The organism is Lysinibacillus sp. CTST325 (assembly GCF_054665055.1).
Window position 1 is genome coordinate 76823 of record NZ_BAAFHO010000012.1, and the last position, 20889, is coordinate 97711.

At 39.9% G+C, this 20889-nt stretch carries 18 protein-coding genes; 15 read left to right on the forward strand and 3 right to left on the reverse strand.

Annotated elements, in window-relative coordinates; translation table 11 throughout:
- Positions 1-96: 96 nt before the first annotated feature.
- Together hemH and hemY are read left to right on the forward strand one after the other, a co-directional pair.
- A complete protein-coding gene (hemH, locus tag ACYQ73_RS21575; RefSeq protein ID WP_460014338.1) occupies positions 97-1017 on the forward strand; it encodes a ferrochelatase in 921 nt (306 codons plus the stop codon).
- 14 nt (positions 1018-1031) lie between these two features.
- The gene (gene hemY, locus ACYQ73_RS21580; protein WP_460014388.1) at positions 1032-2459 is read left to right on the forward strand and encodes a protoporphyrinogen oxidase; all 1428 of its coding nucleotides are present in this window, start codon (positions 1032-1034) and stop codon (positions 2457-2459) included.
- A gap of 146 nt (positions 2460-2605) precedes the next feature.
- On the opposite strand, the gene ACYQ73_RS21585 is transcribed toward hemY, so the two are convergent.
- Positions 2606-5758, reverse strand: coding sequence for a beta strand repeat-containing protein (locus ACYQ73_RS21585; protein WP_460014339.1), 3153 nt, complete (start codon positions 5756-5758; stop codon positions 2606-2608).
- A 187-nt stretch (positions 5759-5945) separates the two neighbouring features.
- A complete protein-coding gene (locus tag ACYQ73_RS21590; protein WP_460014340.1) occupies positions 5946-7031 on the reverse strand; it encodes a glycosyltransferase family 2 protein in 1086 nt (361 codons plus the stop codon).
- Between the two features lie 193 nt (positions 7032-7224).
- On the opposite strand from ACYQ73_RS21590, the gene ACYQ73_RS21595 reads away from it, so the two are divergent.
- The 7 genes from ACYQ73_RS21595 to ACYQ73_RS21625 all read left to right on the forward strand — a co-directional run bounded on the left by ACYQ73_RS21595 (position 7225) and on the right by ACYQ73_RS21625 (position 13981).
- Positions 7225-8184 carry a YncE family protein gene (locus ACYQ73_RS21595; protein WP_460014341.1) on the forward strand — a complete coding sequence of 320 codons (960 nt, stop codon included), beginning with the start codon at positions 7225-7227 and terminating at the stop codon, positions 8182-8184.
- Between the two features lie 2 nt (positions 8185-8186).
- Positions 8187-8870, forward strand: coding sequence for a response regulator transcription factor (locus ACYQ73_RS21600; RefSeq protein WP_460014342.1), 684 nt, complete (start codon positions 8187-8189; stop codon positions 8868-8870).
- Positions 8867-10255: a sensor histidine kinase gene (locus ACYQ73_RS21605; protein ID WP_460014343.1), complete on the forward strand. Its 1389-nt coding sequence runs from the start codon at positions 8867-8869 to the stop codon at positions 10253-10255. Before ACYQ73_RS21600 ends, ACYQ73_RS21605 begins: the two co-directional genes overlap by 4 nt.
- A 3-nt stretch (positions 10256-10258) precedes the next feature.
- A complete protein-coding gene (locus ACYQ73_RS21610; RefSeq protein ID WP_460014344.1) occupies positions 10259-10783 on the forward strand; it encodes a FixH family protein in 525 nt (174 codons plus the stop codon).
- A gap of 122 nt (positions 10784-10905) precedes the next feature.
- Positions 10906-11478, forward strand: a complete 573-nt coding sequence (locus ACYQ73_RS21615; RefSeq protein ID WP_460014345.1) for a TetR/AcrR family transcriptional regulator — start codon at positions 10906-10908, stop codon at positions 11476-11478.
- 112 nt (positions 11479-11590) lie between these two features.
- A complete protein-coding gene (locus ACYQ73_RS21620) occupies positions 11591-13780 on the forward strand; it encodes a YhgE/Pip family protein (protein ID WP_460014346.1) in 2190 nt (729 codons plus the stop codon).
- Between the two features lie 51 nt (positions 13781-13831).
- Positions 13832-13981: a hypothetical protein gene (locus tag ACYQ73_RS21625; RefSeq protein WP_460014347.1), complete on the forward strand. Its 150-nt coding sequence runs from the start codon at positions 13832-13834 to the stop codon at positions 13979-13981.
- Positions 13982-14083: 102 nt separating this feature from the next.
- Here ACYQ73_RS21625 and yhfH read toward each other — a convergent pair whose 3' ends face one another.
- Positions 14084-14209: a protein YhfH gene (gene yhfH / locus ACYQ73_RS21630; RefSeq protein WP_132362068.1), complete on the reverse strand. Its 126-nt coding sequence runs from the start codon at positions 14207-14209 to the stop codon at positions 14084-14086.
- Positions 14210-14353: 144 nt separating this feature from the next.
- On the opposite strand from yhfH, the gene ACYQ73_RS21635 reads away from it, so the two are divergent.
- The 6 genes from ACYQ73_RS21635 to ACYQ73_RS21660 all read left to right on the forward strand — a co-directional run bounded on the left by ACYQ73_RS21635 (position 14354) and on the right by ACYQ73_RS21660 (position 20879).
- Positions 14354-15346: a lipoate--protein ligase gene (locus ACYQ73_RS21635; RefSeq protein ID WP_460014348.1), complete on the forward strand. Its 993-nt coding sequence runs from the start codon at positions 14354-14356 to the stop codon at positions 15344-15346.
- Between the two features lie 704 nt (positions 15347-16050).
- Positions 16051-16755, forward strand: coding sequence for a response regulator transcription factor (locus ACYQ73_RS21640; protein WP_142509258.1), 705 nt, complete (start codon positions 16051-16053; stop codon positions 16753-16755).
- Positions 16755-17738 (forward strand): sensor histidine kinase, encoded by a 984-nt coding sequence (locus tag ACYQ73_RS21645; RefSeq protein WP_460014349.1) that lies wholly within the window; start codon positions 16755-16757, stop codon positions 17736-17738. The genes ACYQ73_RS21640 and ACYQ73_RS21645 overlap by 1 nt, the downstream gene beginning before the upstream one ends.
- Before the next feature lie 11 nt (positions 17739-17749).
- Positions 17750-18184 carry a hypothetical protein gene (locus ACYQ73_RS21650; RefSeq protein ID WP_460014350.1) on the forward strand — a complete coding sequence of 145 codons (435 nt, stop codon included), beginning with the start codon at positions 17750-17752 and terminating at the stop codon, positions 18182-18184.
- A 12-nt stretch (positions 18185-18196) separates the two neighbouring features.
- Positions 18197-18973 carry an ABC transporter ATP-binding protein gene (locus ACYQ73_RS21655; RefSeq protein ID WP_460014351.1) on the forward strand — a complete coding sequence of 259 codons (777 nt, stop codon included), beginning with the start codon at positions 18197-18199 and terminating at the stop codon, positions 18971-18973.
- On the forward strand, positions 18945-20879 hold the full coding sequence (locus tag ACYQ73_RS21660; RefSeq protein WP_460014352.1) for an FtsX-like permease family protein: 1935 nt from the start codon (positions 18945-18947) through the stop codon (positions 20877-20879). Before ACYQ73_RS21655 ends, ACYQ73_RS21660 begins: the two co-directional genes overlap by 29 nt.
- Positions 20880-20889: the final 10 nt, after the last annotated feature.

Sequence of the window (20889 nt, forward strand, 5' to 3'; positions counted from 1 at the left end):
AGGGTGCTGTCCAACCTAATGAATTGGACAGCTTCTTTTTGTCAAATACTATACGATTAAAGATATATTTAACTATTATTTAGAGGTGAAAAGGTAATGAAAGAAGTTAAAGGCTTATTAGTCATGGCATATGGAACACCCTATAAAGAAGAAGACATCGAACCTTACTATACACATATTCGTCACGGTCGCAAACCTTCAGAAGAGCATTTAGAAGATTTACGCAGTCGTTATGAAGCAATCGGTGGTTTATCGCCACTTGCTGCAGCTACTAAAGCGCAGGCTGAGGCTTTATGTGCACGTTTAAATGAAGTACAAGATAATGTGGAATACAAATTATTTATCGGATTAAAGCATATCCACCCATTCATTGAAGATGCTGTAGAAGGAATGGTAGCGGAAGGTATTAAAGAAGCGGTTTCTATCGTATTAGCTCCTCACTTCTCAACGTTCTCTATTAAATCATATAATGGTCGTGCAACAGAAGCGGCTGGAGATCGATTAACAATTACTTCTGTAGAATCTTGGTATGATGAACCTAAGTTCATTGAGTATTGGAAAATGAAAGTGAATGAAACGTTTAATGCAATGTCTGAAGAAGAACGTGAAAAAGCATGTTTAATCGTGTCTGCACATTCACTTCCAGAGAAAATTAAAGAGCTAGGCGATCCATATGAAGATCAATTAATTGAGACGGCTCGACTAATTAAAGAAGCGACAGGTGTAAACAATGTAGAAGTTGGCTGGCAATCAGCAGGACAAACACCTGAGCCATGGATCGGTCCGGATGTTCAGGACTTAACGCGTGAACTTTACGAGCAAAAGGGCTTCCGTTCATTCGTTTATACGCCAGTTGGCTTTGTAACAGAACATTTAGAAGTTTTATATGACAACGATTATGAATGTAAAGTTGTTTGTGATGAACTTGGCGCGAAATATTATCGTCCAGCAATGCCAAATACACACCCGTTATTTATTGATGCAATGGTTGATGCCATTCATAAAAAATTAAGCTAAGCGAAAAGAAAGTGATGATGTTGGTGACTCAGAAAAGACGAAAGGTAGTTGTTGTAGGCGGTGGCATTACTGGCCTCACAGCTGCATTCTATTTGCAAAAAGAAGCAAGCGCAAAAGAATTGCCGTTAGATATCGTACTTGTCGAGTCGTCATTACGTCTTGGCGGAAAAATACAAACACTGAGAAAAGATGGCTTTATTATCGAGCGCGGTCCAGAATCTTTTTTTGATCGTGAGAACTATGTATATGCTTTGGCAAAGGATTTAGGCATTGAACAGGGAATGATTACAAGCAATACAGGACCGACTTATGTTGCCGTTGGTAGTCAATTGTATCCAATCCCGAGTAATCTTTTGTCTGGAGCAAACCCACATGTCTCGTCATTTATTACATCAGGTTTGTTTTCACTTAGCGGGAAAGTTCGTGCGGCGGGGGATTTTTTCATCCCTCGTTCTGCACAGAATGATGACCAACCTTTAGGGCAATTTTTTAGAAGAAGATTCGGTGCTGAAATTGTAGAAAATCTAGTAGAACCATTACTTGCAGGAACATTTGCTGGTGATATTGAGCAGTTAAGCATGCGTTCAACATTCCCACAGCTCTATGGATTAGAACAAAAATATCGTAGCCTACTTATAGGTATGAAAAAGTCTGGTACGAATTTTTTAAGTAACAAACTCAATACGAAAGATAAAGGGATTTTTCAAACATTTAATAATGGTCTTGAGACACTTATCGAAAAACTTGAAGAATCACTACTTCCTGGGACAGTTATGAAGGGTGTTAAAGTTGAGGAAATTGAGCATGGTAAGGATGGGTCAGTCCAAGTTGTGTTAAACAATTTTACACAATTAAAAGCAGATGCTGTTATTATTGCTACACCATTTAATGTGGCAAGAAAAATGTTCAGTAAACACCAGCTATTAAATGAATTGAGTACAATGAAGGCAGCAACTATTGCTACTGTGACAATGGCATTTAAAAAAGATCAGTTAGGTGATCTAGACGCGTTATCATTTTTTGTCTCCCGAAATAGTGATTTTTCAATAACTTCTTGTACTTGGATTAACCGCAAGTGGCCTGGCACAACACCAGATGACTATGTGCTATTACGCAGTTATATTGGCCGAGTCGGCGACGAGGCAATTGTAGCGTTATCTGATACAGAAATTGAAAAAACTGTATTGCAGGATTTAATGAAAACAATTGGTGTAAATGGAGAACCGTCAATGACTGTAGTTTCCCGCTGGAAAAATGCCATGCCACAGTATACGGTAGGACATGAGGCGAAGGTTGAGCGTTCAAAACAAGAATTACGTGAACATTTTCCGAATGTTAAGCTCTCGGGGAGTTCCTTCGAAGGAATATCAATACCTGAGTGCGTTGAGCAAGGTAAAAATGTTGCTGAAGAAATGTTGAAGGAAATGTTTGGGGATTTGTAAGGAAAAAATGGTTATCAGTAAGTAGTACAAACTTGAAGATCAAGGTTTGTACTACTTTTTTTATTTTGCAATTTGATAGGGCAAAGTATATCTCGAATTAAAAACTGGGAAAGTAAGCTTCTACTTTCCCAGTAAAGATCTTAATGCTATGAAATTCGGTGACATGACCAGACAATACCGCCAGAGTTAGCTCCTCCAAGAGTAAGCCCTATCGTTAAACCGTTAGCATTGTAGAATAAATCAATGGTATCACCTGCATTTAAATCGACTTCTCCAGCCAATGTTACCGTCCCATTACCAAGGACAGCGCGTAAAGTCAATACGGCAATAACATTTACATTTAATAAAGGGAATAGCCCGCTTATTAAATTTGTTGTAGCGTTTTGGCGAATAGCAAATGATGGATTGATGCCAGCCCCTAAGGTTACAGTAATTGCTGCAGTCGTTGAGTAGTTGATGGTAGCTTCAAAAGCGTATCTTCCAGTTGTTGGAACAGTGAAAATTCCGGTCGTTGGATTGAATGCTGGTGTTGTGAAATATGGAGCTGCAACACTCCAGTTAGTAATTGTAGTAGAAGCACTTACTGATAAAGCATTAGCAAATGCTGAGAAACCTTCTGTAAATGCTGGTCCGGTAGTCCCAGTAGCGCCAGTAGCACCACGTTCGCCAGTAGCCCCGGTAGCCCCGGTAGCCCCGGTAGAGCCAGTAGCCCCGGTAGCACCAGTTACACCAGTAGCCCCAGTAGAGCCAGTGACGCCACGTTCACCAGTAGCCCCAGTAGCCCCAGTAGCCCCAGTAGCCCCAGTAGCCCCGGTAGCACCAGTTACACCAGTAGCCCCAGTAGCCCCAGTAGCCCCAGTAGCCCCAGTAGAGCCAGTAGAGCCAGTAGAGCCAGTAGCCCCAGTAGAACCGGTAGCTCCGATAGAGCCAGTAGAGCCGGTAGCCCCAGTAGAGCCAGTAGAGCCGGTAGAGCCAGTAGAGCCAGTAGCCCCAGTAGAACCGGTAGCTCCGGTAGCTCCGGTAGAGCCAGTAGAGCCAGTAGCTCCGGTAACGCCAGTAGCCCCGGTAGAGCCAGTAGCTCCGGTAACGCCAGTAGCCCCAGTAGAACCGGTAGCTCCGGTAGAGCCAGTAGAGCCAGTAGAGCCGGTAGAGCCGGTAGAGCCGGTAGAGCCGGTAGAGCCGGTAGAGCCGGTAGAGCCGGTAGAGCCAGTAGAGCCAGTAGAGCCAGTAGCTCCGGTAACGCCGGTAGCCCCAGTAGAACCGGTAGCTCCGGTAGAGCCAGTAGCTCCGGTAACCCCAGTAACGCCAGTAGAGCCAGTAGCACCTGTAGCCCCAGTAGAGCCAGTAACACCGGTAGAGCCAGTAGCCCCAGTAGAGCCAGTAGAGCCAGTAGAGCCAGTAGAGCCAGTAGAGCCAGTAGAGCCAGTAGAGCCAGTAGAGCCAGTAGAGCCAGTAGAGCCAGTAGAGCCAGTAGAGCCAGTAGCTCCAGTAACCCCAGTAGAGCCAGTAGAGCCAGTAGAGCCAGTAGCTCCAGTAACCCCAGTAACGCCAGTAGCCCCAGTAGCCCCAGTAGCTCCAGTAACCCCAGTGGAGCCAGTAGAGCCAGTAGCTCCAGTAGCTCCAGTAACCCCAGTAACGCCAGTAGCCCCAGTAGCCCCAGTAGCCCCAGTAGAGCCAGTTACACCAGTAGAGCCCGTAGCTCCAGTAACCCCAGTGGAGCCAGTAGAGCCAGTAGCTCCCGTAGCTCCAGTAACGCCGGTGGAGCCAGTAGAGCCAGTAGCTCCCGTAGCTCCCGTAGCTCCAGTAGAGCCAGTAGCCCCAGCGTCACCAGTAACACCGGTAGAGCCAGTAGCACCAGTAGAGCCAGTAGAGCCAGTAGAGCCAGTAGCCCCAGTAGAGCCAGTAGAGCCAGTAGAGCCCGTAGCTCCAGTAACCCCAGTAACGCCAGTAGAGCCAGTAGCCCCAGTAACGCCAGTAGAGCCAGTAGCCCCAGTAGCCCCAGTAGAGCCAGTTACACCAGTAGAGCCAGTAACGCCAGTAGAGCCAGTTACACCAGTAGAGCCAGTAGAGCCAGTAGCACCTGTAGCCCCAGTAGAGCCAGTAACACCGGTAGAGCCAGTAACACCGGTAGAGCCAGTAGCACCTGTAGCCCCAGTAGAGCCAGTAGCACCTGTAGCCCCAGTAGAGCCAGTAGCTCCAGTAACGCCAGTAACGCCAGTAGCTCCCGTAGCTCCAGTAACGCCAGTAGAGCCAGTAGCCCCAGCGTCACCAGTAACACCGGTAGAGCCAGTAGCCCCAGTAGCCCCAGTAGAGCCAGTTACACCAGTAGAGCCCGTAGCTCCAGTAACCCCAGTGGAGCCAGTAGAGCCAGTAGCTCCCGTAGCTCCAGTAACGCCAGTGGAGCCAGTGGAGCCAGTAGAGCCAGTAGAGCCAGTAGCTCCCGTAGCTCCAGTAACGCCAGTGGAGCCAGTGGAGCCAGTAGAGCCAGTAGAGCCAGTAGCTCCCGTAGCTCCAGTAACGCCAGTAGAGCCAGTAGCCCCAGCGTCACCAGTAACACCGGTAGAGCCAGTAACACCGGTAGAGCCAGTTACACCAGTAGAGCCCGTAACCCCAGTAACGCCGGTAGAGCCAGTAGCACCTGTAGCCCCAGTGTCACCAGTAACACCGGTAGAGCCAGTTACACCAGTAGAGCCCGTAACCCCAGTAACGCCAGTAGAGCCAGTCGCACCGGTAGCTCCAGTGTCACCAGTAACGCCAGTAGAGCCAGTCGTACCCGTAGCCCCAGTAGCCCCAGTAGCCCCAGTCGCACCAGTAGATCCACGTTCCCCAGTAGAGCCGGTAGCCCCAGTAGAGCCAGTAACACCAGTCGCGCCAGTAGGTCCGCGTTCCCCAGTAGAGCCAGTAACACCAGTCGCGCCAGTAGGTCCACGTTCCCCAGTAGAGCCAGTAACGCCAGTCGCGCCAGTAGGTCCACGTTCCCCAGTAGAGCCAGTAACGCCAGTCGCGCCAGTAGGTCCGCGTTCCCCAGTAGAGCCAGTAACGCCAGTCGCGCCAGTAGATCCGCGTTCCCCAGTAGAGCCGGTAACGCCAGTCGCACCAGTAGGTCCGCGTTCCCCAGTAGCCCCAGTCACACCGGTAGAGCCAGTAGCCCCGGTAGCCCCAGTCGCTCCTGTAGGACCAGTTTTTCCAGTAGGTTTAACAGGAAAAATAGGACAGCTTTGAGGAGGACAAGGACTACAACAACATGGGAATGTATTACATTTGCTGCAAACTCTTTCTTTAAAATTTCCAAAATGCATTGTTTCACCTCCTCTCACAAATATCGTATTCATAGAGGGAAAAGGTGAAATAGACAGTTAACTCCTTGGTTATTCTAAAATATTGATAGCGATAAAAGTATTTTTATTCAATGTATAGTTAAAACCTAATACTAGAATTTAAAAATTTCTTCAATGTACTAAATAACCCATTCATGATAGAGGGAAACTAAAATTTTTCATTACCCTTATTTAAAATACGATCAAAATATGTTTTATTGTGCAGTATTTTTTCGTCATTTGGTAAAAAGGATCTGGCTAATTCATTATGTGCGTTGGCAAGTTCATATTGTTGTAACCGATCAAAGAGGACACAAAGTTGTAAGTGGGGTAACCATGTCGTAAAGGTTTTATTTTGAAAGGGGGCGTTAGGATTTTGTTTGATGTTAAGCGCTTGTTCATACCAAAATATTGCTTCATAATTTTTGGCTTGTTCCATAAAATAAAAACCAAGTCTACAACATGCTTCTGGACGTGGAATATCATATTCAAAGCTTCTTAAAATGGAACTCAAATTATTTTCTGTATCATTTAAATGACAATAACAATCTGCTAATTTGAAACAGGCTCTAATATTATCTTCTACCCAGCCTAATTTAGAAGTTAAAAACGTTTCGTAGTAAAATATTGCATCCTCAAATTGTCCATGATCTAGTAATTCATTTGCGTAATAAAAAGTATCTCGTGGAGAGAGCGGTTCCCCTGATTCAACTAGTTGTTTATAGATCGTAATATTCCGCGAATGATCGTGACTAAGTGGTAAATGACTAACAGCGATTTCACTATCCAGTAGCTTTCCACCGACTTCTAAATATTCGTGTACAGCACCTATCCATTGGAATTGTTTATCTCTTCTAACTAAGCGATATCTTCTTAATAGAGAACTTACATTTCCTTCATTATCAAAGCTTAAATTATAATTCATCGAAACGGCATCTATATCAGGGGTTAAGGATTCTTTTAGTGCTTTGAATTTTTCTTGATCCTCCTCTAATAATACGTCGTCTGCATCTAGCCATAAAATGTACTCCTTTGTTGCCTGTTGGAATGAAAAATTTCTTGCAGCTGCAAAATGATGAATCCATTCAAAATCAAAAATACGATTTGTAAACTGTTTCACAATTTGCTTCGTATTGTCGGTAGAGCCAGTATCGATGATATTAATCTCATCAACTAAGTCTTTTATAGATGCTAGACATCTACCGATGACATCTTCTTCATTTTTCACAATCATACATAAGCTGATTGACACCATAAAGTTGATTCCTCCTTACCATAATCTATGTAGTATATGTGCTACTAACATTTTGGATTGGATAAATGCTCGTAAATGTACCATTACATAATAATAACTGTGAAATTTGCTTGCTTTCTTTGTCATAAATTTACCTCTCAAGTTTCACGTGAATTTCACAATTGTGAAGTATAGTTAAGAAACAGAGGTGATGATGTTGAAAAGATGGGCATTTTTCATTTTTTCTTTAGTACAGCTTGTATTGCTAGTAGGGTGCACGGAGAAATCGTTTGAGCCTATTGAACGCGATCAGAATTTTATTGCATCCTTAAATATACAAGAGCCTTCTCTAGATTTTATAGATGAACAAGGTAATGTAATAGCAACATGGTTATTAGATAAAGCTTACTCAGGGGCAGTACTCCTCGGAAATGATCGTGTGTTATTGTATGGTCATCAATTAAAAGAAATTGATATCTATACATTATCAACTGGAAAGAAGCTCTATTCCAAAAAAGTACAGCTTGGTTCAACGAATGCGTATTATGCTGAAAATAGAAAACAGTTTTTTATTACGAATAGCAAAACGAATACAGTAACAAGCTTTGATGAAGAGGGCAACGAACTGGCAACACAGAAGCTTGGTAATTATCCTATGTCAATGGCAGCTTATAAAGATAAGCTATATGTGATTAATTATAAAGATACGAAATTATCGGTGTTGAATATTGAGAATCTGAAAATTGAACAAGAGTGGCCAATTCAAAAATCATCACATGGAATAGCAATTCTTGAAGAGAAAAATGAACTATGGATTGGTGGCCATGGAGAAGGAAGTAAACCGAATAACTCTGTTAAAAAATATGATCTTATAACAGGCGCCAAACATGGGGAGATAGCAATGCCTTTAATGCCTGTTGGATTAACCAAAACAAAGGATACTGTTCTCGTTGTTAGTCATGGCCGTAATAAATTATATGTTGCCGACTTTGATGGAAATGTGAAATGGCAGCAAGAGGTAGGAGCTAATCCGTTTGTCGTAAATCAGTTTAAAGATTATATTGTTGTCGCTGGTTATGATGACCATACTTTGTATTTTATAAAAGAAGGTCAGGTGAAAAAAGCAGTTGATGTGGGGAAAGGTGCATTTCAATTGTTAGTGAGGGAGGAATAAATGTGACAACTGTATTAATTGTTGATGATGAGCAAGATATGCGTAATTTAATAGAAATGATGCTCCATAATGCTAAAATTGAGACCGTAACAGCAGCAAGTGGTACAGAAGCCTACGATATGATCGTACGCGAAAAAATTGATTTAGTTCTACTTGATGTGATGATGCCGCACGAAGATGGTTTTGCGGTTTGTCAAAGTATACGTGCGATGTCGAATATACCAATTATTTTTCTGACAGCACGTGATGCAAATGAGGATAAGGTAAAAGGCTTAACAATTGGCGGAGATGATTATATTGTAAAACCCTTTACAAATGATGAACTAGTTGCTCGAATCCATGCTGTGCTAAGAAGAAGTGGTACTAATATTGAAGACTTGCAGCAAAAATATGTGATATTAGGACCTATTAAAATAGATGAGATTGCACGAAAGGTATCTGTAGATGGAAAGAGTGTTCCGCTTACTTTGAAGGAATTTGAACTATTACATTTATTTATGAATAATCCTGGAAATGCTTATACTAGGGAGCAATTACTAGAACGCATTTGGGATATTGATTATGTAGGGGGAACAAGAACTGTGGACACTCATATAAAAACCTTACGTCTAAAGCTTGGAAAGGAAGCGGCGGGGCATATTCAAACCGTCTGGGGAGTGGGCTATCGCTTTGATCCTGGCGAATGAAGAAGATTTCAACACGCATTTGGCTATTAATCTTTGCATTTTTGATCATTACCGTTGTCTTTATGTATGTCCTGACTAATTATTTATATGAAAGACTATATGTAGAAGACACGGAAGAGATGATGGTAGAAGTAGGGACAAAGCTACAAACGATGTATACCGGTAGTAAGGTAACGGATGAATTTATTGCAGATATTGAACATTATGCTAATTATTCGAATTTGAATATTTTTGCAGTAAGAAATCCGCGAGAATTAAGTGCCTGTGTGCCGTTTGATATTGATTTCGAAACATTAATTGGTCCAGAAGAGCGACAGCAATTACTTGCGGGGGAATATGTACAAAAAATTGGGTATGAACCTCGATTTGATAGACAGTTAATTTCTGTAGTACTTCCGCTAGTGGATCAAAATAGGCTCGAAGGGATTATTTATATTTACTTCCCTCTTGCGAAAATAAGTGAGCTAGCGAATAATGAAGTCATTTTCTTATTTGTCAGTGCCTTTATATTTTTAATTGTCATTAGCTATTTAATTTATAAAGGAATTCGTCATATTATGCGACCATTAAGTAATTTACAAAGAGCTGTTGAGCAAATGTCATACGGAAATTATGGAACGCGTGTGCCAGTTCATTCAAAAGATGAAATCGGAAGGCTATCGAGCACCTTTAATCAAATGGCAGAGGCGATCCAACAAGAGGATGAGGCTCAAAAAACGTTTTTGGCGACAGTTTCACATGAGCTACGGACACCCATTAGCTATGTAAAAGGCTATAGCGAAGCAATGCAGAATAGCATTATTCCAGAACATCAAAAAGAGGAAACAATCCAACTGATTGTACGTGAGGCAAATCGTATGGAACGTTTAACGAATGAATTGCTTCAACTTGCTCGTATGGAAAATGAACAAGCAGAAATTACTTTATATCCAATTCCTCTTGCCGAAACATTACGTGAGGTTCAAAAAATATTAACTCATCAGGCAGAGAAGAAGAGCATTACACTCCATTTGGATGCAGATGATGCATTAATCATTGAAGCGGATGAAGTAAAGCTGAAACAAATTTTTATTAATATTATTGAAAATGCCATTAATTACTCGTATGAACAGTCAAAAGTTGAAATTACTGCTTTTGAGGATAATGCTAGTGCACAAATTATCATTAAGGATTATGGAATAGGTATTCCTCAAGAGGATTTATCGCATGTAACGGAGCGCTTTTATCGTGTTAACAAAGCACGGAGCCGAGCAGATGGTGGCAGTGGATTAGGATTGTCGATTGTAGAACAATTGTTGAAGCAGTTACACGGCAAGATAGAGATTGAAAGTGAAGTTGAAAAAGGCACAGTGGTAAAAATCACATTGCCATTAATGGAGGAATAAAACATGAAAAAATGGTTATTGGCATTAGTTGCAGTACCTGCATTATTAGTAGGTTGCGGAGAAAAGAAAGAGCAAGCAGCTTTACCGGAGCCTGAGGTGGCTCAAATACCAGAAGTTGAAATTTTAACACCGAAAGAAGTAGCAATCAATGAAACAATTGATCTTGCTGCGCAGGTTGAACAAGGTGGCAAAAAAATTGATGATGCAGTAGTAAAATTTGAGGTTTGGGAATCTGGTAAACGTGATCAAGGGCAAATGATTGACGGTAAATTAGAGAAAGATGGCGTTTATAAAGCGACGACTACATTTGACCACGATGGGGTATATTATATGTATGCTCATACAACTGCTAATGGCGTTCATAATATGCCGAAGCAACAAATTACTGCTGGCAGCCCTGATATGACGAAAGTTTTACCAGAGGATGAAAAAGCAAATAACAACAGTATGGATCATAACATGATGAATCACGGTAATGATACTTCTGAGCACAGTGATCACGAAAAAAGTGAAAAAAATCACAATTAAATGCTTGCATTATTTTTAAAATAGGAATATGATAATGACCAGATGACCGAAATGGTTTTCTGGTCATTATCATTTTCGTGTACAAAGGCATGTACATAACATAACAAGAAAGGATGTTACTAATGGATCGTAGGCAGGAAATTCTTGAAGCAGCTGCAAAATCCTTTACATTGTTTGGTTACAAGGCAACAACAATGGAGCAAGTGGCTAAAATCGCCAACGTCGGTAAAGGGACGATTTACACATTCTTTGCAAATAAAGAAATTTTATTTCAAGAGATAGCTATGTCACTTGTACGAGAGATGCAAGCAGAAGCAGATGCAGTGTTGGATGCATCCGCTAGCTTTATGGACAATGCGCATAATGCTTTAATGAAAATGCTACAGTTCCGTGAAAAACATCTTTTATTTGCGAAGTTATTAGAGGAAGAAAAGGAGCTACGAACGCCAGCAGTTAAACAAGTTTTAGTTCGCATTGAGACGGAAGTTTTATCCTTCGTTACTGAATTAATTCAAAGACGTATCGATAAAGGCGAAATTAGAGATTGTGATGCAGAATTAGTAAGCTTTCTGTTGTTAAAGGCGTATCTAGCATTTGTCGTTGATTGGCATGAGCTACATGGCGACATTATTCCTGAAGAAAAGATATTAAATCTTTTCAAGGAAACAATCTTCCGTGGACTAATTCTAACTTGATTCGGCTGAGCTAAAAGATGAATCAACGACAGTCTAGGGAGATTTAGGTTTTTTTGAATAAAAGTGACCGACTGACGTTTTCGGTCAAATATTATAGGAGTGAAGAAGACTTATGATTAAAGCTGAGTGGCTGAAAATCTTTAAAACAAGAAAAATGCTTGTTTCAATAATCGCTGTATTATTTATCCCAGTCATGTACGCAGGCATGTTTTTATGGGCGTTTTGGGATCCGTATGCAGGCCTGCCGAATTTACCAGTAGCAGTTGTCAACCAAGATAAGGGCGCTGAAATGGAAGGCGTTAAATTAGATTTAGGGAACGACTTAGTCGATAAGCTTGTCGAGAGTAACGATTTTAAGTTTATTGAAGTATCCAAAGAAGAAGCTGAAAAAGGCCTAGATGGCCGAGATTATTATATGACTCTAGAAATTCCAACAAATTTCTCTGAGCATGCGACTACGTTATTAGATGACAAACCTTCTAAATTAGTCATGAACTATATTCCAAATGAAGGATTAAACTTCCTTAGTGCACAAATCGGTGAAACAGCAATGGAACGTATACGTGCGGAAGTAAATAAACAAGTTTCAACTACTTATGCTGAAAAATTATTTGATTCTATTACAACACTTGGAGATGGCTTTACAGAGGCTGCAGATGGCTCAAGTAAGCTAGATGAAGGTGCTAAAACTTTAGCTAATGGTGCCAAAGATTTAAAAGGTTATCTTGAGCAATTAGCATCAAGTACAGTTGAATTGTCAAATGGTACAGATAAAATTACTAAAGGTGCTGGAGACGCTGCAAAAGGTGCAAATGACTTATCTACTGGTCTAGTAAAAATACAAGACGGCACTGGACAGTTACAACAAGGTGCACAACAAGCAGCATCTGGAGCAACAACTCTTTCACAAGGTGTATCACAATATACACAAGGTGTAGCAAAGGTTCAATCAGGTTTAGCTACAATTAACGATAAACAACAACAAATTAGTGCAGGCGCAGCTTCAATTGCTACTAGTGCAGGTCAATTAAATGGTGCAGCAGGCCAATTAACAGCGGGTTCTGCAAAAGTAGCAGAAGGCATCACAGCTTTATCTAATCAATTACAAGGCATGATGGCTTCAATGCCTGAAGAGCAAGCGGCAGTATTAAAGCAAACATTAGCAGAGCTACAAGCAGGAAGTGCAAGCGTGCATAATGGCTTAGGTTCATTAACTGCTGGTACAGAAAAATTACAAGCTGGTGCTAACCAAGTAAGTTCTGGTGCATCACAAATTGCAGCAGGTCAATCACAAGTGTTAGCAGGTGCTAATGAGTTAACATCAAAAAGTGGTGCGTTAGTCCAAGGGGCAAAAGGTCTTCAAGCTGGTAATACAACACTTGCCCAAAAATTAGGTGAATTAAATGCTGGTGTTAAGACAGCCGTAACAGGTTCTAAAACATTGGCTTCAGGTTTAAATGAGCTAGCAAGTGGTTCAAAAACATTGAATCAAGGTACATCAACACTCGCATCTAAATCAGGTGAATTAGCAGAAGGTTCTAAAACGCTTGCTGATGGTACTACTGAACTTGTAGATGGTACATCAACTTTATCTAGCAAACTAGGTGAAGCGAGTGATAAAGCGAAAGAAGTTCATGCTGGTAAAGACACATATGATATGGTAGGTAACCCAGTTGAGGTTGATAAAGAATCTGTTAACCATGTACCTAACTATGGAACAGGCTTCTCACCATACTTTATTTCTCTTGGCTTATTCGTTGGTGCATTATTAATCTCTATCGTTTTCCCACTTGTGGAACCAGCGATTCGTCCAAAAAATGGGGCAACTTGGTTTACAAGTAAAGTCTCAGTTTTAGCAATAGTAGGCTTAATTCAAACTATATTAACAGTGGTTATTGTAAAATGGAGCTTAGGCCTTGAAGTATACAGTTTAGGATACTTCTTCTTAACAGCATTATTAACAAGCTATGTATTCTTAGCTTTAATCCAAATGTTAGTATCTATTTTCGGTGATCCAGGACGCTTTATGGCGATTGTTGTATTAATTTTACAACTTACAACAAGTGCGGGTACATTCCCACTTGAGTTAATCCCAGAACCATTACAAGTATTTAATAAACTATTACCAATGACATATACTGTTTCAGCATTTAAAGCAAGTATCTCAACTGGTGATACATCATTCTTAATGCAAAACTACGGAGTTCTATTAGGCTTCCTAGTAGTATTCTTAGTTATTACTTTCGGTTATTTCATGCTACTACACACAAAACGTTACTCAAAAGTAGCTGAAGAAAACTAAAAATAGGAATTTTTACGCCCACCAATATTGGTGGGTGTTTTTTGTGGTTGAATGATTGTTTTAAATGGGGGTAAGGAAGAGCTGCCAAAAACTGATCAGGTAGAGAGTAAAGCTGCTCGGCTCCAACGAAAATCGCTCATATGCAAAAAAAATACACAAAAAACAGCAGCTGATATGAGCGTATCAGCTGCTGTTTTGTAAGTGTAAGAGATTTAATTAAGGGTTCATCAAAATATGATGAGGGTTGTCATTATTAGTACGTGTGGGGCACGTATATGACTACTCTACAGAATAGGCAAATGCTTATAGGTGGTTACAGTTTTCACAAGTGTTGCTGTAGCATTCACTTTGTTCTTCAATTTTTTCACCGCATTCTGTGCATTGCTTTGCAGGTAGGTTCTTGAAAAATTCAACTACATTTTCTAACATTGTGGACTCCTCCTTTAAATTCATCTGTACTATTACTGTTTCGATATTTTATAGTGTATTATAACAGATGCTTTTCGTCAACACAAAATGCCTAATTTACGATAAAATAAATATGGATATTTTGTGAAGGAGGAGACGGAATTTATGATATTCGTTGATAATAAAGGGATTCATGACCCACGCATTAACCTTGCCATTGAGGAGTATTTATTAAAAACGATGGATGTTGAGAAGGAACCAGTGTTACTTTTTTACATTAATCAGCCTTCAATCATCATTGGTAAAAATCAAAATACTATCGAAGAGATTAATACAGATTATGTAGAGGATAATGGCATTATCGTTGTGCGACGTCTTTCTGGTGGAGGCGCGGTGTATCATGATTTAGGGAATCTTAACTTCAGTTTTATCACTAAAGACGATGGCGATAGCTTTATGAATTATAAAAAATTCACTCAGCCTGTTGTAGATGCACTTGCAAAAATGGGCGTTCATGCTGAGCTTTCAGGCCGTAACGACATTTTAGCGGAAGGGCGTAAAGTTTCTGGGAACGCACAGTTTTCTACAAAGGGGCGTATGTTTAGCCACGGTACTTTAATGTTTGATACAGAAATTGATGCTGTTGTATCCGCATTAAAAGTGAAGAAAGATAAAATTGAATCAAAGGGCATTAAATCGATTCGTTCACGAGTAGCTAATATTTCGGAGTTCTTGAAGGACAAGATGACAGTCGAAGAATTTCGCCTAGAAATTTTAAAATCCATTTTCGGTGGTGAAGAAAATATTCGCTATTATGAGCTAACGGAGGAAGACTGGGAAAATATCCACAAATTGTCAGCCGAGCGTTATCAAACATGGGAATGGAACTATGGCAAATCACCACGCTTTAACATTCAAAAAACACATCGTTTCCCAACAGGAGGCATTGATATTCGCTTAGAGGTGAATCATGGAATTATAGAAGAAGTGCATATTTTTGGTGATTTCTTCGGCGTGGGCGACATGGCTGATGTTGAACAACGATTAGTTGGGACAAACTATGATCGGACTGCAATTGCTGAGGCGTTAACAGATATTGATATTCCAACATACTTTGGTGGAATTACGACAGAAGAGTTTTTACATTTAATTTATTAAGAAAAGCTTGCATAGAAATTGGCAAATGTCCTTATTGAGGATTTTAAGTTGATCTTCGTTCTGGCTAGGCGACATCATAAAGTAAAAGGATTCACACACAATTTTGTGTATGAATCCTTTTTGCGTTGATAAAACGTGAAAGTTGGTAGATAAAATTCAAAAGTTGGTTGATAAAACGTGAAAGTTAGTAGATAAAATTCAAAAGTTGGTTGATAAAACGTGAAAGTTAGTAGATAAAATTCAAAAGTTAGTCGATAAAAAATAAAAGGTTCCGATAAACAAAGTTGGATGACATTTTGTCAAAACGCATGTCATGCGGATAAGTTGATTGGTGTGGAAGCTCGATGACTCCTTGGGGATAACGCCTTCGTGACAAACATCGTACCGCTGCCGCTACTTTCGCACAGATAAAACCCTTTCGCTGCCGTTACGCTTTCGCGCAAAAAACATCTGTTGCCCCAAGCGGCTCATCAAACGCCCTAGGAAGCTCTGCTCTGTACGAAAGCGAAGCGTCAGCAACAAAGCGCCTAGCCGGAACGGAAATCAACCCCCACGTTATGGTGATACCCCTTATTAAGGCAGAGGTATTTGGGAACAAAAATTTCTACTAATAATTCGTGTTAACTTTTGCTACAAAAGGTTTGCTGACAGTTATGTCATCGAACCTTTTTTTGATACAATATAGGATAGAAAGGAGTGTTGGTATGGAGAAGCATCGAATATTTATTGTCGAAGATGATGTAAAGATTGCGTCATTGCTCGCAGAAACGCTTAGAAAATATCAATACGAAGTTGAAACGATCAAAGAATTTGATCATCTCGTTGAAGAATTTACAGCATTTAATCCACATATGGTGTTGCTTGATATAAATTTACCTTCGTACGATGGCTACTATTGGTGTCGCCAGCTACGTCAACATACAACTTGTCCAATTATTTTCATTTCCGCTCGTTCTGGCGAAATGGATCAAATTTTTGCGCTAGAAAATGGGGGCGACGATTTCATTACGAAGCCATTTAATTATGAAATTGTACTGGCTAAAATCCGCAGTCACTTGCGTCGCACATATGGTGAATATGCAGCAAGACAAGAGGAGCGGACGATTAAACAAGGACAGCTTATTCTTCATTTAGAAAGAATGGAGCTTCATAAAAATGATTTAGAAATTCCACTTCAGAAAAAAGAATGTATCATTTTAGAACTGTTAATGGGAAATGCTCCAAAAGTGGTGACACGTGAGCAACTGTTAGAAGAGCTTTGGGACGATCAGGCATTTGTCGATGAGAATACATTGAACGTCAATATGACACGAGTGCGGAAAAAGTTGGCTGATTATCATATTGCGTCTTCTATAGAAACGGTACGCGGAGCAGGCTATCGCTTTATTTTAAGTGCAGGTGAGTTATAGTGGGCTGGAAATTATTTTTGCGTGATTACGCATCGTTCATTGTATTCCAGTTCGTATTAGTCGGCTTCATCATGGTCTTATATTGGTTAGACGGCTTTCGAAATGTTGATACCGCTATTTATTCCTTCTGTATTAGTTTAGTGTTGTTAGCCTCATTTTTACTTATCCGTTATTTAATGCGCCAACGTTATTTATTAAAAATATCACAGCTTCCTAAAACAATGGAGGATGTGTTGCAAAAAAATGCTAAAACACCTGAGGCGATGAAGGCTGAGCAATATATGCATGAACTATATCGACTATATAAGCACGAGCTTCAGGCGTTATATGCAGGCCAAAAACGACATGACCAGTTTATTAATCAATGGGTGCATCAGATGAAAACGCCAATTTCTGTTATTGAGCTTTTATTGCAGGATGAACGTCCTCTCGATAAAAAGAATGTGCAGGAGGAAATTGACCGCTTACGAAGAGGCTTGGATATGGTGTTGGTGAATGCTCGATTAGAAAATTTTGAAGAGGATATGCAAGTAGAACAGGTTGCTTTAAAAACGATTGTGACTGCAACTGTAAATGAAAATAAACGTTTATTTATTACAAAGCGTGTTTTCCCAGAAATTCATATTGAGGATGACATCATCGTAGCAAGTGATTCAAAGTGGCTGCGCTTTATTCTCGGACAATTCGTAACGAATGCGGTTAAATATACGTTTGAATCAAATAAAAAAATAGTCATTTCCGCCATTAAAAAGAATGACTACGTACAATTAGCCATTCGTGATGAAGGTATCGGTATTCCAACTTCCGATCTTTCTCGTGTCACTAAAGCCTTTTTTACTGGTGAGAATGGGCGTAAAACCGGGGAATCCACAGGGATGGGCTTATATTTAGCGAAAGAAATCTGTGAAAAACTCGGTCACGAATTACACATTACATCAGAGGTAGGAAAAGGAACAATCGTTACAGTGACATTTACGAATTAGGGGGAATGGAAATGACAGAAGTATGTTTGGATGAATGGGTTTTACATGTAGAGACAGAAAAAACAGAGGCATTATACGAATTGCAAAACGATGTTTGTGAGTGTTTATCCTGTAAAAATTTTCGTAAGGCTAGTCTTTTGTTTAATGAAGAAGTCATGCATTTTTCGAATAAGCTTGGGCTAGACTTACATAAACCAACTTTACTTAACGGGTTTCCTGTAGACGGTGAACAAGTGATGTACAGTGGGCATTATACGATTTGTGGAGAAATCATTGAAGGCGAAATGGATGCCTGGGATGTAATTGTTGGGTCGCATTGCTTTAGTCTAGTGGAGGAGGATGGTAATCAGTCAGCTGAATCATTAACAGAGCCACATTTTCAAATTGGCTTTGAAGTAGTTTTGCAATGGCTTTTACCAGAATCTATGGAATTAAACAAGAAATAAGGTGAACAAGGTATGCCTATTTTACAAATAAAAGACGCGACGAAGGTGTATGAAGGCAAAGTAACTCATCGTGCGTTAAATCAACTAAGCTTTGACGTGGAGGAAGGTGAGTTTTTAGCAGTCATGGGTCCATCAGGAAGTGGAAAAACAACATTATTGAATATCATTTCTACGATTGATGAACCAACGAGTGGAGAAATCATTTTAGATGGCATGAATCCTCATACGCTGAAAGCAACTGAGCTTGCCTACTTTAGAAGAAGACAGCTTGGTTTTGTTTTTCAGGATTTTAATCTTTTGCATATGCTGACAGTGGAAGAGAATATTGTGCTGCCACTTACATTAGATCAACAACCATTAGAAGTAATGGAGGAGCGTCTTGCAAGCATTGTGGAAAAGCTCGATTTAACCTCATTCTTGCATAAACGCCCAAATGAAATATCAGGTGGACAAGCACAAAGAACAGCCATTGGGAGGGCACTTATTCATAATCCAAGTCTCATTTTAGCAGATGAGCCAACAGGAAATTTGGATTCGAATTCTTCGCGGGATGTACTTGAACTTTTAACAAAAATTAATCAGGAAAGACGAACAACGATCGTAATGGTAACGCATGATCCTATTGCAGCTAGCTACTGTGATCGCGTGTTATTTATTAAAGATGGTGAATTTTTCAATGAAATTTACAAAGATGACCGTCGTCAAATGTTTTTCCAGAGAATATTAAATGTTTTGAGCTTACTAGGAGGAGGACAAGTAGGTGACCTTTCGACAATTCGCTTACCGTAATGTCGTACGGAACAGCCGTATTTACGGTGCCTTTTTCATGGCAAGCTTTTTTTCTGTGGCTGTGTTTTTCATCTATTCAATGCTCATGTTTCATCCGGATATTGAACAAGGGATTTTAGGAGAAGCATCGTTAATTGGAATGGTTGGTGCGGAAACCGTACTCGTCCTTTTTACCTTATTCTTTTTATATTATTCGATGAGTGCTTTTTTAGAGGCTAGATCACATGAGTTTGCAATTTTATTACATTTAGGAATGGAAAAACGCCAGATGAATAAGCTTGTCTTTTTGGAGACAATGATTATTGGATCGGGCTCTATTTTTGTTGGGATTATATTTGGTTTCTCATTTTCGAAATTCTTTTTCATGATTGTTCGAGAAATTTTACATTTAGATAGTTTACCCTTATATGTTTCATGGCAGCCATTTTTACTAACGATTGGTGTCTTCACAAGTGCTTTTGTAGTCATTTCCTTTATTAGCGTGTATTTTACACGTGAAAGAAAATTGCGCGATCTCCTTAAGGGAAATGACTATTTAAACAGTGTTTCAACCTATTCTAAAATTCGTGCAGTATTTGGTATTACCCTTATTTTATCAGCATATGTACTAACGTTTATCGTATCGAATACATCTTGGATTGGTTTAACAGTAGTAATCCCGTTTTTAGCGACCTTTGGAACATATTATTTTTTCAGTGATTCATTACCTTGCTTTTTAGATAAAGCACGGGGCAAACGGGAATTCCATTGGCAACGCTATCGCCTTCTTTCGTTAGCTGAGCAAACGCATATTATGATGGACAATGTGAAAATGTTTTTTGTAGTAACGATGGTGTCAACAATGGCCTTTTTATCGGTCGGCGTTTTAGCAACAATGTCATCATATACAATACAATATGATCGTTTAAATCCATTAGGGCTTGTCTATAAGGGAGATGTCGACAATCCATATGAACGAAATCATATCGCCTCTTTACGAATTCAATTAGAGGAGAAGGGTTTGTCCTATAATTTATCGCGCTTTGTTGTCATCAAGCAAACATCTTCATATACCCACAATGAAGTTGAAGTTTTTAGGGAATCAGATATGAATGTATTGCTTTCTTCCTATAGTTACCCATTACTTGATTTGGCTTCAGGAGAGGCAGTGTTTATACCATACTCGGAAGATTCCCTAAAAAAACTAAAAGATAAAGTTGTGCATACAGTATTAGAGGAAAACTCTATCCCGATAACAATTGATAGCGTATATCCTAAAATAGTATTCCCAGGGTCTATTGTTAGTGTGAATTCTATAGTAATTAGCGATGAGGATTTTAGTAAGCTTAGAAAGCCGATTGCCGATAAAGACGTTATGCAGCCAACCTATCATTTATTTACCTTCTATATTCCTCAGTGGATAGAGACGAAAGATATTGGTAAGGACATAGAAGAGTTAAAAGCATCTCAATATTTTTTTAAGAAGAATAGATTTAGCCCATTTTTCTTTGTTAATGCAGGGTTAGATTATTCTTATGTATTAGCTACTTACTCATTATTCACATTAGTAGGGGTCTTAGTAGCAACGGTATTTTTATTAGCAGCAGGTAGCTTCGTTTACTTTAAACTGCATACTTCTCTTGAAAGAGAAAAGCGTAAATTCGATGTCTTAAAGCGCATGGGCTTAACAGATACAGAGCTCAAAAAGCTTGTAAATCGACATTTATTCCCACAATTTTTCTTGCCATGGGGTGTTGCAATGATGCATAGCGCCTTTGCTTTTCTTATGGTTCAAGGTATCTTAAAGGATATTGCTAATATTTCCATTGTCAAAGAAGTTGTCTTTGCTTTTGGGTTTTTTGTTTTAATACAAGTAGTCTATTTTTATTTGATTCGTTGGCGATACATCTCGCATATTCGTTCGTAATCAAAATGTG

What these genes read in the sequence shown, in the direction of transcription:
- hemH (WP_460014338.1), top strand. Translation starts at nt 97, where the DNA reads ATGAAAGAAGTTAAAGGCTTATTAGTCATGGCATATGGAACACCCTAT.
- hemY (WP_460014388.1), top strand. Translation starts at nt 1,032, where the DNA reads ATGATGTTGGTGACTCAGAAAAGACGAAAGGTAGTTGTTGTAGGCGGT.
- ACYQ73_RS21585 (WP_460014339.1), bottom strand. Translation starts at nt 5,758, where the DNA reads ATGCATTTTGGAAATTTTAAAGAAAGAGTTTGCAGCAAATGTAATACA.
- ACYQ73_RS21590 (WP_460014340.1), bottom strand. Translation starts at nt 7,031, where the DNA reads ATGGTGTCAATCAGCTTATGTATGATTGTGAAAAATGAAGAAGATGTC.
- ACYQ73_RS21595 (WP_460014341.1), top strand. Translation starts at nt 7,225, where the DNA reads ATGTTGAAAAGATGGGCATTTTTCATTTTTTCTTTAGTACAGCTTGTA.
- ACYQ73_RS21605 (WP_460014343.1), top strand. Translation starts at nt 8,867, where the DNA reads ATGAAGAAGATTTCAACACGCATTTGGCTATTAATCTTTGCATTTTTG.
- ACYQ73_RS21610 (WP_460014344.1), top strand. Translation starts at nt 10,259, where the DNA reads ATGAAAAAATGGTTATTGGCATTAGTTGCAGTACCTGCATTATTAGTA.
- ACYQ73_RS21615 (WP_460014345.1), top strand. Translation starts at nt 10,906, where the DNA reads ATGGATCGTAGGCAGGAAATTCTTGAAGCAGCTGCAAAATCCTTTACA.
- ACYQ73_RS21620 (WP_460014346.1), top strand. Translation starts at nt 11,591, where the DNA reads ATGATTAAAGCTGAGTGGCTGAAAATCTTTAAAACAAGAAAAATGCTT.
- ACYQ73_RS21625 (WP_460014347.1), top strand. Translation starts at nt 13,832, where the DNA reads ATGATTGTTTTAAATGGGGGTAAGGAAGAGCTGCCAAAAACTGATCAG.
- yhfH (WP_132362068.1), bottom strand. Translation starts at nt 14,209, where the DNA reads ATGTTAGAAAATGTAGTTGAATTTTTCAAGAACCTACCTGCAAAGCAA.
- ACYQ73_RS21635 (WP_460014348.1), top strand. Translation starts at nt 14,354, where the DNA reads ATGATATTCGTTGATAATAAAGGGATTCATGACCCACGCATTAACCTT.
- ACYQ73_RS21640 (WP_142509258.1), top strand. Translation starts at nt 16,051, where the DNA reads ATGGAGAAGCATCGAATATTTATTGTCGAAGATGATGTAAAGATTGCG.
- ACYQ73_RS21650 (WP_460014350.1), top strand. Translation starts at nt 17,750, where the DNA reads ATGACAGAAGTATGTTTGGATGAATGGGTTTTACATGTAGAGACAGAA.
- ACYQ73_RS21655 (WP_460014351.1), top strand. Translation starts at nt 18,197, where the DNA reads ATGCCTATTTTACAAATAAAAGACGCGACGAAGGTGTATGAAGGCAAA.